We start from the raw sequence: 17,266 nt of genomic DNA on the forward strand, positions 1-17,266 counted from the left end.
AGGCAAACCGACAGCCATTCGCTGCGATAACGGGCCCGAGTTCATCAGCCACGATTTCGTCGGTTGGGCTCAGAAGCGGGAGATTCGCATAGAGTATATTCAGCCCGGAAAGCCGCAGCAGAATGCCTATATCGAGCGTGCAAACCGGACAATCCGTTACAGCTGGCTTAGCAAACACCTGTTCGACAGCCTGGAGGAAGTTCAGGATTATGCGACCAAGTGGTTATGGTTTTACAATCACCGTCGACCCCACAAAGCCAATGGCGGCAAGCCGCCACTGATGGCTGCGTAAGCTCTACTTTTGGGCGATGCTAAAAATGGGGTGATTACCCTCAAAGACGTAACGTCTTCTCGAACATCGCGACTCAGATTCATTCTTTTCTTTATATCTGGGGTTATTGTAATTTCGAATAGCTTCAAGATTTACCCGGATTCACTCCCTCTTCTCAATATGCCCATGGAACCTGAGCAAGATTTTATATTTATTGGGGTCCTGGGGCTTTGTAACGTATATACGCTATTTTCTTACTGTGTTTCGTATTTCAATGATTATCTTCGATGGAGGCTCTCTAAGTCGGTTGCTAGATATGAAATCTCAAGATCTGAATTGACTCGGCTCTCTAGTAAGTGTGATTCCCTGATAAGCACCTTTTCTCGTGATATGGATTCTTATGGTGTCCATGACCATGAATTGGTGGAAGTAGAGCGCTGGAAAAACGCAATACTCTCTGAAAAGCCCCAGCGTGCCTTCATCACTATCCAAGGAAAATTTCTCGGCTTTGTTCATTTAATTCGATTTACCGTGCTTGAACTCATTGCCCCTGTGATTGTTGCTCTTCTGGCAGTGTTCTCAAGCATAGATGAGTCGGTAGGTGTTTTAGCGGGAGTTCTAGCTTTCTGATTCTCAGATAAATGTGGTCACTATATGGCGATCAGTAGGCAACCACAAAAAAAGGGTTAGAGATGGCTCTCTAACCCTTTTTTCTTTATCTGGTAGCAAGGGGCGGACTTGAACCGCCGACCCCAGCATTATGAGTGCTGTGCTCTAACCAGCTGAGCTACCTTGCCATTTGAGGCCGCGAATTTTCCGCGAGGGAGGGGTGGGTGTCAAGCGCTGGGTGCGTGTGTGGGCAATGTTTGATCAGTTGTTGGCAGGGGAAGGGAATTTCTGCCATAGTTGCAGGTCAAATGAAAATGATTCTTAATTGTAAGCCATTAATACTTGACCAAAACGCTCAGGATTACTACGCTTCACGTCAAATACACGCAATAAGGGTGTGGATATGCGCTTGACTACAAAAGGTCGCTACGCGGTGACGGCGATGCTGGATCTGGCATTGCATGCGGCCACGGGCCCGGTATCGCTGGCGGATATTTCCGATCGCCAGGGCATATCCATTTCCTATCTGGAGCAGTTGTTCGCCAAGTTGCGCCGTAGTGGCCTGGTGAACAGCGTGCGTGGGCCGGGTGGGGGCTATCAGCTCAGCCGGCCCAGCGAGGATATTGATGTGGCTGCAGTGATTGCGGCGGTGGATGAATCCGTGGATGCCACTCGCTGTGGCGGTCACGGGGATTGTCAGGAGGGCGACACCTGCCTGACCCATCACCTGTGGTGCGATCTTTCCGACCAGATTCAGGCGTTCCTCAGTGGCATTTCCCTGGGGGAGCTGGTGGCTCGCCAGGAAGTGAAGCAGGTGGCTCAGCGCCAGGACCGTCAGCACCAGCGCCTGCCCGTCAGTAGCCTGTAAGCGATTTCTACACCCTCACCGTTATCCCGTTGCGGCGGGGGGTCTTTGCCCGGACGCAACGCTGACGGTGTGGATTCAGGTATAATTTCGTCTCCGTTGCTTCGCCAACTCCCAATCGTTACAAGCCAAGTCGCCATGAGCCAAGCTGTCTATCTCGACTATGCGGCAACGACCCCGGTAGACCCGGCGGTGGTTGATGTGATGGTCCGTCATCTCGGTCCCGAAGGGACCTTCGCCAACCCGGCCTCCCGCAGCCACCTGTATGGCTGGCTGGCGGAGGAAGCGGTGGAATCTTCCCGCCGTCAGGTGGCTGACCTGCTGCAGGCGGACCCGCGGGAGATCGTCTGGACCAGCGGTGCCACCGAGGCCAACAATCTGGCCATCAAGGGCGTGATCGAAGCCCGAGGGGGTGGCCATGTGATTACCAGTGCCACGGAACACAAGGCGGTGCTGGATGCCTGTGGCTGGCTGGAAAAGCAGGGCCACCCGGTGACCTACCTGAAACCGGCTGCGGATGGTCGCATTGATCCGCAGAGTGTGGCCGAGGCGTTGCGTGAGGACACTGTGCTGGTGAGCATCATGCACGCCAATAACGAGACCGGGGTGATCAACGATATCGCCGCTATCGGCGCCCTGTGCCGCGAAAACGGCGTGTTGTTCCATACCGATGCGGCCCAGAGTGTGGGTAAGCTGGATCTGGATGTGCAGGCCCTGCAGGTGGATCTGTTGTCCGTGTGTGCCCACAAGATTTATGGGCCCAAAGGGATTGGTGCCCTCTATGTGCGCCGTGCGCCGGATGTGAAGGTGGCCGCCCAGATTCATGGCGGTGGCCATGAGCGGGGCATGCGCTCCGGCACCCTGGCCACCCATCAAATCGTCGGTATGGGCGAAGCGGTTGCCCTGGCAGCCCGTTTGCGGGACGAGGAAGGTCCCCGTATTGCCGGGCTGCGTGATCGTTTGTGGCAGGGCATCAGTCAGCTGGACGGTGTGAGCCTCAATGGTGAGGGGGCGCCGCGCTTGCCGGGGCACCTCAATGTGGCCTTTGCCGATGTGGATGGCGAAATGCTGCTTACCGCCATGAATCAGGCGGCGGTGTCTTCCGGTTCCGCCTGCACGTCCGCGTCCCTGGAGCCGTCCTATGTGCTCAAGGCCATGGGCGTGCCGGATGCACTGGCCCACGGCTCCATTCGCTTCTCCGTGGGGCGCTTTACCTCGGAGGCGGATATCGACCGGGTGATCGACAATGTGAGCCAGGTGATCCCGCGATTGAGAAAGGCGGCGGGTTAATCCTAACCGGCGGCGGGTTTTATCCCCCGAGCGGTTTTCTGCACGGCAGTACCTCCCTGCTATGGTGAATACACACCTGAATGGGAGGGGGTTCTATGCACGGCGTCATTATTTCCAACCTGAAAAAATACGTGGAAGAAAAACTGGGCGAGGACGCCTGGGATAGTCTGCGCGACAAGGCCGGGCTGACCGGCAAGGCCTTTATTCCTATCAGCATGTACCCGGACAGCGATCTGGATGATCTGTTGGCGGCGGCGGTGGAAATCACCGGGCAAGGCCGTGATGACATTCTCAAGGATTTCGGTGCCTGGGTGATCCCGCCATTGATGAAAATGTACCGTTCCTTTATCCCCGAGGATTGGGATGCGGTGACCTTTCTGAAAAATATCGAAGAGCGGATTCACGAGCGGGTGGTGCGCATGAAAGATGCCAGTGCCAAGCCGCCCCATATCAACGTGTCAGAAATTTCCCCGGGTCTGCTGGAGGTGGAGTATCAGTCCCATCGGGATATGAGCTATCTGGCACTGGGCTGTGTGTATGGCGTGGCCGATTATTATGGGCAAAAGGCGACGCTGATGGAGGAGAGGCGGGTGGTGGGTACCCACAGGACCTTCATCATGCGGATCTCCGCCGGGGAGCAGACCCAGCGGGATGCGGTCTGAACGGCGCTGAAGCTAAAGACAGCGTTAACCCATTATCCGTTGGCACCTTGCTCGCAAGGCGAAGGGCAGACCGCTGGCACCGCGCCAGACCAATCCCCTTCGCGTTGCGGGCAACGCGCCAACGGTCCTTTCTTGCCTCGCCCTGATGCGTTCCCGCCAGGGGATGAATCGCGCAAAAACCGAAAAATGTGACCGCCTATGTCACCCGGCGTCCAGTCGCCTGTTGATCCCGGCGCCAGTGGTGGCGCCGGTCGGTTGGACGGTCGTGCCGGCGGCACAGCTCTTGCTGTGTTAACGGAAGAGCCGGCTCGGGAGCAATGACATGCATGGCGTGATCGTGACCAATTTCAAGCGGTATCTGGATGAATTCATCGGCATCGAAGCCTGGAAGGAGGTGGTCTCCACCGCCGGGTTGCAGGGCAAGACCTACCTGCCGGTGGCACTGTATCCGGATGAGGAAATGGAGGCGCTGCTGCGGGCGGCGGAATCTGCCACCGGCCTGCGCCGGGATGATCTGCTGGCGGATTTCGGCGAGTGGGTGATCGGGCCGCTGATTGACATGTACCAGGCCATGATTCCTGCGGGCTGGGACGCCATGACCTTCCTGCTCAACATGCAGCAAATCCACGAGCGGATTCTGCGACTCAAGGACCCGGCGGCGACGGCGCCGAAGATCCAGGTGCACAAGCGCGGCGACGATACCCTGGAGATCCACTACCTCTCCCAGCGCAATATGGCGGCGATGATTCATGGCTCGGTGAAAGGGGTGGCCGCCTATTTCAATGAAACGGCCAGCTTGCTCGGCTCGGAGGCGGGAGAGGGCGGCGAACAGCGGTTTGTGTTCCACATTCAGCCAAACAAGACCCAGGCCCGGGAAGCGGTATAGCGTTTGGCTGGCAAGGGCCTCGTAGCGGGTCAGGCTGTCAGGGACTGGGCCTGTTGTTTGATCTTGCCGACCATGGCACGCAGGCCGTTGCCGCGGGTGGGGCTCAGGTGGTTGAGCAGATCAATGCGGTCGAAGAAGGCGTCCATGTCGTAATCGTGAATCGCCCGGGGGGATTGGCGGTTCAGGGCGGACAGCACGATGGCGGCCAGGCCCTTGACGATCAGGGCGTCGGAATCCACCGCCAGATAAAGGGTGTCCGCGTCGCTGTCGTAATCGGTTTCCAGCCACACCTGGCTCTGGCAGCCGCGCACGAATCGGTCTTCGGTTTTCAGTTCATCAGGCAGTTCGGGCAGCTGCTTGCCCAGGTCGATGATGTAGCGATAGCGCTCTTCCCAGTCATCCAGGAATTCCAGGTCTTCACTGATGTCCTCGGCGGTAATGTCTTTGCCCAGGGTGATGCTGTGGATATCGAACACGTCGCTTGCACTCCAGAGATAGCTGCAAGCTACAAGCCCCAAGTCTCAAGCTAAACCCGGGGTTCCCCCTTGTAGCTTGAAGCTTGTGGCTTGCAGCTTTTAAAACATTCCCAGCTCGAGCTGAGCCTCTTCACTCATCATATCGCGGCTCCAGGGCGGGTCGAACACCAGGGCCACTTCCACCTTGTCCACGTTGGGCACCTTGCCCAGCCGGTCTTCCACATCGCCTACCAGTACCGGACCCATGCCGCAGTTGGGGGCGGTCAGTGTCATGCGCACCTGCACCACGTTCTGGTCATCGCGCCGGATCACATCACAGCCATAGACCAGGCCCAGCTCCTTGATGCTGACCGGAATTTCCGGGTCGAAGATGGTCTGCAGGGTGCTGTCCAGATCGTCCTGGCGCACGCTGCCGTCCTCGTTGGCGGGGGCGAAGTCCAGCTTCAGGGGTTCCTGGCCGATGGCGTCAGCATCGGTGCCGTCGATGCGCGCCATATTGCCATTGATGGTCACCGTGTAGGTGCCACCCAGGGCCTGGCGCAGATTGACGAAGCTGTTCTTGGGGATGGTGATGCGGGTGCCGTCCGGCACCTTGCGGGCCGGCACGTCACGCTGAACGACGACGGTTCTCTGTTCTTGCGCCAATTCAGACCTCGTCCACGGTGAAGCTTTCGCCACAACCGCATTCGCCGGTGGCATTGGGGTTGCGGAACTTGAACAGGCTGTTGACGCCCTCGGTGACGTAATCAATGACCAGGCCATTGAGCATGGGCAGCCATTTCTCCGGCACGTAAAGGTTCACGCCGTCGATCTCGAACAGCTTGTCGCCGTCTGTGGGTTCTTCCACAAAGTCCAGGGTGTACATGAACCCGGAGCAGCCGGATTCGTCCAGATCCAGACGGATGCCGCTGGCACTGGCGCGCTGGATTTCCCGCAGGGCCTGTTTGTTGGCTGCCTCGGTCAGGTGAAGGGTGACCTGGCCGGGTTGGAATGTCTGAACTGTCATGAAATTACCTACCTTGCATTAGCGCATGGTTCGTAGGAGCGTCGCTGGCGGCGCGATGACTTGCGATCAGCGCTGGCTTATCGCGCCGCCAGCGACGCTCCTACGGAAAGGTTTTCCGTGTTGCGTGCCGCCTGTTGCGTCTGGCGTTATCAGAGAAAGGTCTTCACCTTCTCCAGCGCCTCGAACAGGCGATCCACCTCGTCAAGGGTATTATAAATCGAGAATGACGCCCTGACTGTGCCAGGAATGCCGAGCGTGTCCATCAGCGGCATGGTGCAGTGATGGCCGGTACGTACCGCCACCCCTTGCTTGTCCAGCAGCATGCCCACGTCCGCCGGGTGAGCGCCTTCCAGCAGGAAGGACAGCACACTGACCTTATTGGCGGCGGTACCAATGATTTTCAAGCCGTCGAAAGCCTCTGCCTGTTTGGTGGCGTGAACCAAAAGGGCGTCTTCATGGGCTTGCAGTGCCTCCCGGTTCTGCTGATTGAACCAGTCGATGGCGGCGGCCAGGCCGATAGCCCCGGCAATATTGGGGGTGCCGGCTTCGAATTTGTAGGGCAGCTGGTTCCAGGTGCTCTTTTCGAAACTCACCGTTTCGATCATTTCGCCGCCGGTCTGATAGGGCGGCATGGCTTCCAGCAGCTCGCGGCGGCCGTAGAGTACACCGATGCCGGTGGGGCCGAACAACTTGTGGCCGGAGAAGGCGTAGAAATCCACATCCAGGGCCTGCACATCCACCGGAAAGTGGCTGACTGCCTGGGCGCCGTCGATCACGGTAATCGCACCGGCCTCACGGGCCTTGGCGACCATCTCCTGCACCGGATTCAGGGTGCCCAGGGCATTGCTGGCATGGCCGATGGCCAGGATTCGGGTGCGCTCGCTGAGCAGCTGGTCAAAAGCCTCCATGTCCAGGCTGCAATCCTCGCGCAGCGGGATCACTTTCAAGGTGGCGCCGGTGGCCAGGCAGGCCTGTTGCCATGGCACGATATTGGCGTGGTGTTCGCTGGTGCTGATCAGCACTTCGTCGCCAGGCTGCAGGCGCTCACGGCCGATGCAATGGGCGACGATGTTGATGGACTCGGTGGTGCCCTTGGTCCACAGGATCTCTTCGCGGCTGGCGTTCAGGAAGCGGGCCACGGTTTCCCGGGCACCCTCGAACTGGCCGGTGGCCAGATCACTGAGATGGTGGGCGCCCCGGTGCACATTGGAGTTCACCGTGCGGTAGTACTGCTCCAGCACATTCAGCACCGCGGCCGGTTTCTGGGTGGTGGCACCGTTATCCAGATACACCAGCGGCTTGCCGTTAACCTGTTGATCCAGGATCGGGAACTGCGCGCGAAGGGCTGCCACATCAAACGTCATTACGCGGCGTCTCCGGCCGGGTTGGCATGGGTCAGTTCTGCTTCCAGCCAGGGCTGGGCCCACTCGGTCACGGCCCCATGGGGCAGGGCCATCAGCAATTCGTTAACGAAGCCCAGGCTCAGCATGCGTTTGGCTTCGGCAGCGGGGATGCCGCGGGATTGCAGGTAGAACTGCTGACCGGCATCCAGCTGCCCGACGGTGGTGCCGTGGGCACACTTCACGTCGTCATTGTAGATTTCCAGCTCCGGCTTGGTGTTGATTTCGGCACCGGGGTTGAGCAACAGGTTCTTGTTGGACAGCTCCGCATTGGTACCGCTGGCGCCCGGGTGAATATGGATGCGGCCATTGAAGACCGCCTTGCCGCTTTCACCGGCCAGGCCCTTGAAGTTTTGATCGGACTGGCAATTGGGCACCGCGTGCTCCACGCACAGCTGGTTGTCCACGTGGCTCTTGTCGCGGACCACGAAGATGCCTTTCATATTCAGCTCGGCGCCGCTCTTGCTGACCAGGGCGCGCACGTCGTTGCGGCGCAGGCGGTTGCCGGTCATCAGCTGGTAGCTGTCCACCTTGCTGACGCCCTGCTGGTCAATGATCAGGGTGCCGATGTGCAGGGTGCTGGCCTGCTCACCCTGCAAGCGGTAGTGAGTGAGCTGGGCGTTGTCGGCGGTGATCAGGGCAGTGACCGCATTGGTCAGGGCCTGGCCTTCCGCGTGATAATGCTCAATGACGGTAGCTTCGGCGCCGCTGTTGAGTTTGACGATCACGCGGGGATTGCAGTGTGCCGGCGCGTCACTGGCACTCTGGATCTGCACGTGGATCGGCTGCTCGATACGGGTATTGGCGGCCACTTCCAGTACCACCGGCTGGCCGCAGACGGCGCCGTTATAGGTGGCAAAGGGGGTCTGCAGGCCGTTTACCGCGGGAGCGTCATGATGGAGATTGACGCCGGCGGGCAGGGTGCTGCCCTGCAGCTGGCCATTGTTGATGGTGACCACAAACTCGCTCAGTGCCGGCAGGGGCTGGCGGATCTCGCCATTGGCAACCGCGTTCAGGTGACCGTCGGCCAGGGCCTGCAACGAGGTGTACTTCCAGCGCTCGGTCTTGCGTTCCGGGAAGCTGGCAGCCTCCAGGTCGGTCAGCGCATCGCCGTCACTGCCGTGGCGGCGGGCGTTGGCCAGGGCCTGGGTTTTCAGGTCAATGGCGAGGTCGCTTGCAGAGAGACTCATGCGGACTCCTCTTCTCCTGTGAGCCAGCCGTAGCCTTTCTTCTCCAGCTCCAGGGCCAGTTCCTTGCCGCCAGACTTGATGATCTGGCCGTTGGACAGCACGTGCACAAAGTCCGGCACGATGTAGTCCAGCAGACGCTGATAGTGGGTGACCAGCACGATGCCGCGCTCCGGGCTGCGCAGGGAGTTAACGCCCTTGGCCACGGTCTGCAGGGCGTCGATGTCCAGGCCGGAGTCGGTTTCGTCGAGCAGCGCCAGTTTCGGCTCCATCAGCAGCATCTGCATGATTTCGTTGCGCTTTTTCTCACCACCGGAGAAGCCTTCGTTGACGCCACGCTTGAGGAAGCTGGCGTCCAGGTTCACCTGTTTGCAAGCCGCACGGGCCTGGCGGAGCAGGGTGACCGAGTCCCACTCTTCCTTGCCCTGGGCACCGCGCACGGATTCCAGTGCCGCCTTGAGGAATTCCATGTTGGAGACACCGGGGATTTCCACCGGGTACTGGAAAGCCAGGAACAGACCCGCCTGGGCGCGCTCTTCCGGTTCCAGGTCCGCCAGGCTCTTGCCTTCAAACAGGGCTTCACCACCGGTGATTTCGTAGTTGTCACGGCCGGCCAGCACATTGGCCAGGGTGGATTTGCCGGAGCCATTGGGGCCCATGATGGCGTGGACTTCACCCGGGTTCACGGTCAGGTTGAGGCCCTTGAGAATCGGCTTGTCCGCTACGGTGGCGTGCAGATCACGAATTTCCAGCATGTTTTGATGCGCCTTTCGGTTGGGCTGGGTTCCAGCCCCGGTTAATCAGGGTGTTGTAGGAGCCATGCGTGCATGGTGAAGGGGTTGCGATGGTTCGCCATGCGAGCATGGCTCCTACAGTGTCATTGTCAGGGAAGGGGTTTAGCCCACGGCCCCTTCCAGGCTCACTTCCAGCAACTTGCCCGCTTCCACGGCGAACTCCATGGGCAGTTCCTTGAACACCTCTTTACAGAAGCCGTTCACGATCATGGAGACCGCTTTTTCCGGGTCGATACCGCGCTGGCGGCACAGGAACATCTGGTCGTCACTCACCTTGGAGGTGGTGGCCTCGTGCTCAATGGTGGCCGAGGGGTTTTTCGACTCGATGTACGGGAAGGTGTGCGCGCCGCAGGTGTCGCCCAGCAACAGGGAGTCGCACTGGGTGAAGTTGCGGGCGTTTTCCGCCCGGGGGCTGATCCGCACCAGGCCGCGGTAGCTGTTGCTGCTGCGACCGGCGGAGATGCCCTTGGAAATAATGGTGCTCTTGGTGTTCTTGCCCAGATGGATCATCTTGGTGCCGGTGTCCGCCTGCTGCATGTGGCGGGTCAGGGCCACGGAGTAGAATTCACCGATGCTGTTGTCGCCACGCAGGATCACGGACGGATACTTCCAGGTGATGGCGGAGCCGGTCTCTACCTGGGTCCAGCTGATCTTGCTGTTTTCGTGGGCCACGCCGCGCTTGGTGACGAAGTTGTAGATGCCACCCTTGCCGTTTTCGTCGCCCGGGTACCAGTTCTGCACCGTGGAGTACTTGATCTCCGCGCCGGGCAGGGCCACCAGCTCCACCACGGCCGCGTGCAGCTGGTTTTCGTCCCGCTGGGGCGCGGTGCAGCCTTCCAGGTAGCTCACGTAGCTGCCTTCATCGGCGATGATCAGGGTGCGTTCGAACTGGCCGGTGTTGGCCTCGTTGATTCGGAAGTAGGTGGACAGCTCCATGGGGCAACGTACGCCCTTGGGGATGTAGACGAAGGAGCCATCGGAAAACACGGCGCTGTTCAGGGCGGCATAGAAGTTATCGCCCTGGGGCACCACGGAACCCAGGTATTTCTGGATCAGTTCCGGGTGGTTCTGGATGGCCTCGGAAATGGAGCAGAAAATCACGCCCGCTTCCCACAGCTTCTCTTTGAAGGTGGTGAATACGGAGGAGGAGTCGAACACCACATCCACGGCAACGCCGGCGAGCATTTCCTGCTCGTGCAGGGGAATGCCCAGTTTTTCATAGGTGGCCAGCAATTCCGGGTCCACCTCGTCCAGACTCTTCGGGGCGTCATCCAGGCTCTTGGGCTTGGAGTAGTAGGACACCTTGTTGAAGTCGATAGGGTCGTGGTGCAGATGGGCCCAGCCCGGGGAGGGCATTTCCTGCCACTTGCGGTAGCTGTCCAGGCGCCATTCGAGCATCCATTCCGGCTCTTCCTTCTTGGCGGACAGGAAACGGATGACTTCCTCGCTCAGCCCCGGGGGCAGGGTTTCGGTGTCCACCGTGGTGGTGAAACCGGCCTCGTAGTTGGAGCGGATCAGTTTGTCCAGTTCAGCTTGGCTCATAGGTCAGGGCCTGATGTTGAATACCAGAGTAATTTAGTCAGGTATTATACGCCATTCGTGAGCGCTGTCGACCACTGGCCGGGGAGAAAGGGGCTTTCGGCCGGCTCCCGGTGGTGGCAGGGCGGCAGGCCCGTGGCGGGGGCGGCAACGGTATCATAATTCACCCTGCTTGCGTATAATCCGCCGGTTCCAAAGGGGTGGCAGTGGTCTTTGCGTCCGCAAGGTGCCGGATTGCCCCTTCTCTGCCTGGGGGAGCTTGTTTTGGGTTCCCGGGGACCATTTAACGTAAATTCTGGAGTGAACTGACTGATGGCTGTTGAGCGCACCCTCTCTATCATCAAGCCTGATGCCGTGGCCAAGAACGTAATTGGCGACATCGTATCCCGTTTCGAGAAGGCTGATCTGAAAGTGGTTGCCATGAAAATGGTACACCTGAGCGACGAACAGGCCGGTGGTTTCTACGCCGAGCACAAGGAACGCCCCTTCTTCAAGGATCTGGTGTCCTTCATGACCAGCGGTCCGGTGATCGTGCAGGTTCTGGAAGGCGAAGACGCCGTGACCAAGAACCGTGACCTGATGGGTGCTACCAACCCCAAGGATGCGGAAGCCGGAACCATCCGTGCCGATTTCGCTCAGACCATTGACGAGAACGCGGTACACGGCTCTGACTCCACCGAGTCTGCTGCCCGTGAAGTGGCTTACTTCTTCGCTGACGAAGAACTCTGCCCGCGCACCCGCTAAGATAGCGAGTGAGCACCTCCAGCCACGGCCTCTGGCCGTGGTTGGCGTTTAAAGGAAACCCGGTTTCCTACTGGAGAATGCAATGACAACCCAACAGAAGGTCAATCTGCTCGGTCTTTCCCGTCCGCAAATGGAAGAATTCTTCCTGGCGATGGGCGAGAAGAAGTTTCGTGCCCAGCAGGTACTCAAATGGATCCACCACCATCAGGCGGATTCCTTCGAGCAAATGACCGATGTGGGCAAGGCATTGCGCCAGAAACTGTCCGAGGTGGCGGAAATCCGTGGCCCGGAGGTCGCCCATGAGAGCATCAGCCGCGATGGCACCCGCAAATGGGTGTTCGAACTGAGCGGTGGTGGTTCTGTGGAGACCGTTTTTATTCCTGATGGTCGCCGTGGCACCTTGTGTGTGTCGTCCCAGGTGGGCTGTGCCGTGGATTGCAGCTTCTGCTCCACGGGCAAGCAGGGTTTCCAGCGCGATATGACCAGCGCCGAGATCATCGGCCAGGTATGGCAGGCCAGCCGTGCCTTCGGTCCCCGTCGCAATCTCGGCGAACACCCCATCACCAATGTGGTGATGATGGGCATGGGCGAGCCCATGCTCAATTATGACAATGTGCTTACCGCCATGCGCATCATGAAAGATGACCTGGGTTACGGTATCGGCAAGAAGCGCATTACCCTGTCCACCTCCGGCCATATTCCGAGGATGGACCAGCTCAGCCAGGATCTGGATGTGTCGCTGGCAGTCAGCCTGCATGCACCCAATGACGAGCTGCGCAACGAATTGGTGCCGCTGAATCGCAAGTACCCGCTGAAAGAATTGATGGCGGCCTGCAAGCGTTACAGCGACAACATCACCCACCGTCACAACACCATTACCATGGAATATGTGATGCTGCGTGATGTGAATGACAAACCGGAACATGCCCGTCAGCTGGTCAAGCTGCTTAACGGTATTCCGGTGAAGGTCAACCTGATCCCGTTCAATCCTTTTCCCCATGCCGGTTACGAACGGTCACGGAAAAGCGATATTCTGGAATTTCATAAGTACCTGAATGACAATGGATTGCTGACCACCGTAAGGACAACGCGCGGTGACGATATCGATGCCGCCTGTGGTCAGCTGGTGGGGCAGGTGCAAGATCGGACCCGGCGCAGTGAGCGCTGGAAGCAATCCATTTTTCATCGCTCCGAACAAACCGATAACAACACAGCGCAAGCGCAATGAGACGTTTTTTTCGGGTTTTTCCAGGTCTGCTGATCGCAGGCCTGTTGGCCACCGGGTGTGTAACGGTGGAATCGGGGCAACGGGAAGTCAATCTGGATGATGCGGTGAGCAGCCGCGTGGCGGCCGGGCTGCAGTACCTGCAGCAAGGCGATCCTGCCGAGGCCCGTCGTCATTTCTCCCGGGCTCTTGAGCATAAAGATGACAGCGCCGTGGCGCACAATGCCATGGCTCTGCTCTACAAATACGAGAATGACCCGGAGCGGGAAGAATTCCACTACAAAAAAGCTTTGCGGGCAGATCGTGATTACGCGCCGGCGCTGAACAACTACGGCACCATGCTTTACAGCCGGGGCGCTTATCAGGAAGCGCTGGAAAAGTTCAAGCGCGCCGCGAACGACCCGTCCTACCAGGGCCGCGGCAGTGCCTGGTCGAATATAGGCCGCTGTTACCGCCAGCTCGGTAATGACGAGGCGGCACAAAAGGCGTTTGTGAAAGCCATTCGCCTCGACCCCCGGGCCGTGATGCCGAATCTGGAACTGGCGGAGCTGTATTTCCGGCAGGACCGTATGCGTCTGGGTTGGGATTATTACCAGCAGTATCTGCAGCGCAGTGGCCGCCAGAGTGCCCGGTCACTATGGCTGGGCATTCGCCTTGCCAGCGATCTGGGGTACGCGGATCAGCAGTCCAGCTATGAGCTGGCACTGGAAAATATCTATCGTCGCTCAGCGGAATACCGCGAGTGGCAGAATTGGAAAGCCTCTCAGGAGAGCGGGAAATGAGCGATAACATGGTCGTGCTACCGGGTGAACGTTGTCGCAAAGCCCGTGAGGCACTGGGCTGGACCCCTGCCGAAGCGGCAAAGCGCATGCACCTTTCCCAGAGTTACCTGGTGGCTCTGGAGGCCGATGATTACGAGCGTCTGCCCGAAGCAACCTTCGTTAAAGGGTATCTGAAAAATTACGCCAAGCTGTTGGGACTGCCGGCGGATGAAATCGCCAACACCTTCCAGCAGATGGTGAACGATGATGCCTTCGACAAGCCGCTGGATCTGCCCAAGATGGCCCCGCCGCCGTCCGTGTGGCGCAAGCCGTTGCTGGCGGTGGTGGCGCTGCTGGTCGTGGTGGCGTTGTTGATCTGGCTGTGGCCGGAAGAGGAAGCGCTGGCGCCATTGTCCAACTCTGGCATGAATACACCGGAAGAGCGTGCGTCTGTTCCGGCCGATGAAGAGGTCGGCGGCGAAACTGGCCCTTTTTCCAGTGAGCAGGAGCCGGCCCCGGAGCAGGGCGCCGGTGACCCGCTCGCCCCTCAATCCCTTGACGATACCGCCAACGACGACCAGCCTGAAGAGGCCGGGGCTGCGGTAGACGGCGAAGGCGTAGAGAGTGCAGACAGTGCGGACCGAGTCGAAAGCAGCGACGAACCGGCCCCGAGCATGCTGGCCGAAAACGGCCTGGACCGCCTGTTGATGGCTTTCTCCGGCAACTGCTGGATCAGCGTCAAGGACGCCACCGGCCGCACCCTTCGCCAGGGTGAGCAGCAGGGCGGCACCTCTTTGCAGCTGGATGGCAAAGGGCCGTTCAGCCTGACCCTGGGTGATGCCGGTGCCGTTGATGAATTGATCCTCAACGGTGAGGTTGTCACCTTACCGACGAATTCCCCCGGTACAGTTGTGCGAGTCTCCATTCCCTGATTCGCGAGGGCAGAAACACCATGGAACCGGAAGTCAAAATCCAGCGCCGCAAGACCCGTCAGATCTTTGTTGGCAATGTCCCGGTGGGCGGCGATGCCCCCATCTCCGTGCAAAGCATGACCAACACCGAAACCTGCGATGTGGACGCCACGGTTGGCCAGATCCGTCGCTTGCAGGATGCCGGTGTGGATATCGTGCGGGTATCGGTGCCCAGCATGGAGGCTGCCGAGGCGTTCGGAAAAATTCGCCAGCAGGTGGATGTGCCGCTGGTGGCGGATATTCACTACGACTACAAGATTGCTCTGGCCGTGGCAGAACGGGGCGTGGATTGCCTGCGTATCAATCCGGGCAACATCGGGCGCGAGGACCGCATCAAGGCAGTGATTCAGTGCGCCAAGGACAAGGGATTGCCGATCCGTATCGGCGTCAACGCCGGCTCCCTGGAAAAGGAATTGCAACGTAAATACGGCGAGCCCACGTCCGATGCCCTGGTGGAATCCGCCATGCGCCATGCGGACATTCTCGACCGCTATGATTTTCAGGACTTCAAGGTCAGTGTAAAGGCCTCCAATGTCTTCATGACCCTGCAGGCCTACCGCAAGTTGTCTGCCCAGCTGGAGCAGCCCCTGCACCTGGGTGTCACCGAAGCGGGGACCTTCCGTTCCGGCACGGTGAAATCCGCCGTGGCGCTGGGCGCACTGCTCATGGAAGGCATCGGCGATACCATCCGCATTTCCCTGGCCGCCGACCCGGTGGAAGAAGTGCGGGTCGGTTTTGATATTCTGAAAAGTCTGAACCTGCGCAAGAAAGGCGTGAATATCATCGCCTGCCCCAGCTGTTCCCGGCAGAACTTCGACGTGATCAAGACCGTCAACGAGCTGGAAGCCCGCCTGGAAGACATCAATGAGTCCGTGGATCTGGCCGTCATTGGCTGCCTGGTGAATGGTCCCGGCGAAGCCCGGGAAGCGGATGTGGGTCTCACCGGCGGCACGCCCAACAACCTGTCCTATGAAGACGGCAAGAAAAGCCACCATGTGACCGCGGAGAATCTGGTCGATGAACTGGAGCGCATGGTGCGGGCCAAGGTGAAGAAACAGCGCGAAGACGAAGCCAAAGGCATTATTGCCAGAAGCGAATAACAAGTCGGACGTCGCGAGTCGGACGTCCGACTTTTTTACCAAGGACATTCAGTGAGCAAGAAGATTACCTCCATCCGCGGGATGAACGACATCCTGCCGGAACAGACCGGTCTTTGGCAGTGGCTGGAAGACCGGGTGCGCGGCGTGCTGGCCAGCTACGGCTATCAGGAAATCCGCATGCCGGTGGTCGAGCAGACCGACCTGTTCAAGCGCAGCATCGGTGAAGTCACCGATATCGTCGAAAAAGAAATGTACACCTTCGAGGACCGCAACGGCGACAGCCTGACCCTGCGTCCGGAAGGGACCGCCAGCTGCGTGCGTGCCTGCGAGCAGCATGGTCTGTTGTATAACCAGACCCAGCGCCTCTGGTATACCGGCCCCATGTTCCGCCACGAGCGCCCCCAGGCTGGCCGCTACCGCCAGTTTCACCAGATCGGTGTGGAAGTGTTCGGCATTAGCGGCCCGGATATCGACGCGGAAGTGATCCTGCTCACCGCCCGACTCTGGAAAGCCCTGGGTCTGGCGGACAAGGTCACCCTGGAGCTCAATTCCCTGGGCGACAGTGAGGACCGTGCCCGCTATCGCGATGCCCTGGTGGAGTACCTGAAAACCCATTTCGACCGTCTGGATGAAGACTCCCAGAAGCGTCTGGAGCGCAGCCCCCTGCGCGTACTGGACAGCAAGGATCCGGGTACCCGCGAAGTGCTCCAGGATGCGCCGCAGCTGGCGGAATACCTCAATGCCGATGCCCGCGAGCACTTTGACGGCCTGAAAGCCTTGCTGGATGCCAACGGCATTGCTTATAAAGTGAACCCCTATCTGGTGCGCGGTCTGGATTATTACGGCAAGACCGTGTTCGAGTGGACCACCGATGCGCTGGGCGCCCAGGGCACTGTGTGTGCCGGTGGCCGTTACGATGGTCTGGTGGAACAACTGGGCGGCAAACCCACCCCCGGTGTAGGCTTTGCCATGGGAGTGGAACGGCTGATTCTGTTGATTGAGCAGGAAAAGCCGGAACTGTCTGCCCCTGTGGACGTCTATGTGATGGCCATGGGCGATGTGCTGGCACCGACCATGGCCCTGGCTGAACAGTTGCGCGATGCCTTGCCCGGTCGCGGCATCCAGCTGCATTGCGGCGGTGGAAGCTTCAAGAGCCAGATGAAAAAGGCGGACCGCAGCGGTGCCGCCGTCGCCCTGATCATGGGTGAAGATGAATTGGCCAGCGGTGTGGTCACGGTAAAGCCGTTACGTGGGCAGGCCGAACAGAAACAGGTCGCCCAGGGCGATGTCACCAACGCGCTGATATCATTTCTGGAATAAAACGATTTGCGGCAGGCGGCAAACGTCATGACGCGATCACACAGGAACAGCGACGGCGCTGATCGTGTCGCCGTGTAAAACGTGTTCCTCGCCGGCGTGAATGGCAATGCCGGCTAAACGCAATACCCAAGCGTCGGGAAGAATGCTTCCCGGCAATAAA

Annotated in this window: 19 protein-coding genes and 1 tRNA gene; 12 read left to right on the forward strand and 8 right to left on the reverse strand. The window is 59.3% G+C overall.

The features are described 5' to 3' along the window. Positions 1-292: integrase core domain-containing protein (locus C4S63_RS16535; RefSeq protein WP_146063400.1), on the forward strand; the 292-nt coding region annotated here is incomplete at its 5' end. Between the two features lie 369 nt (positions 293-661). After that, positions 662-901, forward strand: a complete 240-nt coding sequence (locus C4S63_RS16540) for a hypothetical protein (protein WP_103918221.1) — start codon at positions 662-664, stop codon at positions 899-901. 90 nt (positions 902-991) lie between these two features. Here C4S63_RS16540 and C4S63_RS16545 read toward each other — a convergent pair. Then, a tRNA-Met gene (locus C4S63_RS16545) sits at positions 992-1,068 on the reverse strand. A gap of 215 nt (positions 1,069-1,283) precedes the next feature. Here C4S63_RS16545 and iscR point away from each other — a divergent pair. The 4 genes from iscR (at position 1,284) to C4S63_RS16565 (ending at position 4,583) form a co-directional block, all read left to right on the forward strand. Continuing rightward, complete coding sequence (gene iscR / locus C4S63_RS16550; protein ID WP_062817401.1) at positions 1,284-1,748, forward strand: Fe-S cluster assembly transcriptional regulator IscR; 465 nt, start codon at positions 1,284-1,286, stop codon at positions 1,746-1,748. Between the two features lie 135 nt (positions 1,749-1,883). Continuing rightward, positions 1,884-3,035 carry an IscS subfamily cysteine desulfurase gene (locus tag C4S63_RS16555; RefSeq protein WP_103918222.1) on the forward strand — a complete coding sequence of 384 codons (1,152 nt, stop codon included), beginning with the start codon at positions 1,884-1,886 and terminating at the stop codon, positions 3,033-3,035. 95 nt (positions 3,036-3,130) lie between these two features. Then, on the forward strand, positions 3,131-3,697 hold the full coding sequence (locus C4S63_RS16560; protein WP_062817399.1) for a heme NO-binding domain-containing protein: 567 nt from the start codon (positions 3,131-3,133) through the stop codon (positions 3,695-3,697). A 322-nt stretch (positions 3,698-4,019) separates the two neighbouring features. Then, on the forward strand, positions 4,020-4,583 hold the full coding sequence (locus C4S63_RS16565) for a heme NO-binding domain-containing protein (protein WP_103918223.1): 564 nt from the start codon (positions 4,020-4,022) through the stop codon (positions 4,581-4,583). A gap of 29 nt (positions 4,584-4,612) precedes the next feature. On the opposite strand, the gene C4S63_RS16570 is transcribed toward C4S63_RS16565, so the two are convergent. From C4S63_RS16570 to sufB, 7 genes are all read right to left on the reverse strand, one after another. Beyond that, positions 4,613-5,059 carry a SufE family protein gene (locus tag C4S63_RS16570; RefSeq protein ID WP_103918224.1) on the reverse strand — a complete coding sequence of 149 codons (447 nt, stop codon included), beginning with the start codon at positions 5,057-5,059 and terminating at the stop codon, positions 4,613-4,615. Between the two features lie 99 nt (positions 5,060-5,158). After that, complete coding sequence (sufT, locus tag C4S63_RS16575; RefSeq protein WP_062817396.1) at positions 5,159-5,704, reverse strand: putative Fe-S cluster assembly protein SufT; 546 nt, start codon at positions 5,702-5,704, stop codon at positions 5,159-5,161. A gap of 1 nt (position 5,705) precedes the next feature. Beyond that, positions 5,706-6,065 (reverse strand): iron-sulfur cluster assembly accessory protein, encoded by a 360-nt coding sequence (locus tag C4S63_RS16580; RefSeq protein WP_063508916.1) that lies wholly within the window; start codon positions 6,063-6,065, stop codon positions 5,706-5,708. 149 nt (positions 6,066-6,214) lie between these two features. Continuing rightward, on the reverse strand, positions 6,215-7,429 hold the full coding sequence (locus C4S63_RS16585) for an aminotransferase class V-fold PLP-dependent enzyme (RefSeq protein ID WP_103918225.1): 1,215 nt from the start codon (positions 7,427-7,429) through the stop codon (positions 6,215-6,217). Next, a complete protein-coding gene (gene sufD / locus C4S63_RS16590) occupies positions 7,429-8,655 on the reverse strand; it encodes a Fe-S cluster assembly protein SufD (protein WP_062817393.1) in 1,227 nt (408 codons plus the stop codon). The genes C4S63_RS16585 and sufD overlap by 1 nt, the downstream gene beginning before the upstream one ends. After that, positions 8,652-9,407: a Fe-S cluster assembly ATPase SufC gene (gene sufC / locus C4S63_RS16595; RefSeq protein WP_062817392.1), complete on the reverse strand. Its 756-nt coding sequence runs from the start codon at positions 9,405-9,407 to the stop codon at positions 8,652-8,654. The genes sufD and sufC overlap by 4 nt, the downstream gene beginning before the upstream one ends. Before the next feature lie 141 nt (positions 9,408-9,548). Next, positions 9,549-10,988 (reverse strand): Fe-S cluster assembly protein SufB, encoded by a 1,440-nt coding sequence (gene sufB, locus C4S63_RS16600; protein ID WP_062817391.1) that lies wholly within the window; start codon positions 10,986-10,988, stop codon positions 9,549-9,551. Between the two features lie 309 nt (positions 10,989-11,297). Between sufB and ndk the strand changes: the two genes are divergently transcribed. From ndk to hisS, 6 genes are all read left to right on the forward strand, one after another. Then, on the forward strand, positions 11,298-11,729 hold the full coding sequence (ndk, locus tag C4S63_RS16605; protein WP_062817390.1) for a nucleoside-diphosphate kinase: 432 nt from the start codon (positions 11,298-11,300) through the stop codon (positions 11,727-11,729). Positions 11,730-11,811: 82 nt separating this feature from the next. Continuing rightward, positions 11,812-12,957 (forward strand): 23S rRNA (adenine(2503)-C(2))-methyltransferase RlmN, encoded by a 1,146-nt coding sequence (rlmN, locus tag C4S63_RS16610; protein WP_062817389.1) that lies wholly within the window; start codon positions 11,812-11,814, stop codon positions 12,955-12,957. Then, positions 12,954-13,736 (forward strand): type IV pilus biogenesis/stability protein PilW, encoded by a 783-nt coding sequence (gene pilW, locus C4S63_RS16615; protein WP_062817388.1) that lies wholly within the window; start codon positions 12,954-12,956, stop codon positions 13,734-13,736. Before rlmN ends, pilW begins: the two co-directional genes overlap by 4 nt. Further along, positions 13,733-14,647, forward strand: a complete 915-nt coding sequence (locus tag C4S63_RS16620; RefSeq protein ID WP_103918226.1) for a RodZ domain-containing protein — start codon at positions 13,733-13,735, stop codon at positions 14,645-14,647. Before pilW ends, C4S63_RS16620 begins: the two co-directional genes overlap by 4 nt. Positions 14,648-14,667: 20 nt before the next feature. Next, a complete protein-coding gene (ispG, locus tag C4S63_RS16625) occupies positions 14,668-15,786 on the forward strand; it encodes a flavodoxin-dependent (E)-4-hydroxy-3-methylbut-2-enyl-diphosphate synthase (protein ID WP_062817386.1) in 1,119 nt (372 codons plus the stop codon). A 51-nt stretch (positions 15,787-15,837) separates the two neighbouring features. Continuing rightward, a complete protein-coding gene (gene hisS / locus C4S63_RS16630; RefSeq protein WP_103918227.1) occupies positions 15,838-17,106 on the forward strand; it encodes a histidine--tRNA ligase in 1,269 nt (422 codons plus the stop codon). Positions 17,107-17,266: the final 160 nt, after the last annotated feature.

The sequence above is a fragment of the Alcanivorax sp. DSM 26293 genome (genome assembly GCF_900107995.1).
Taxonomy (GTDB): Bacteria; Pseudomonadota; Gammaproteobacteria; order Pseudomonadales; family Alcanivoracaceae; genus Alcanivorax.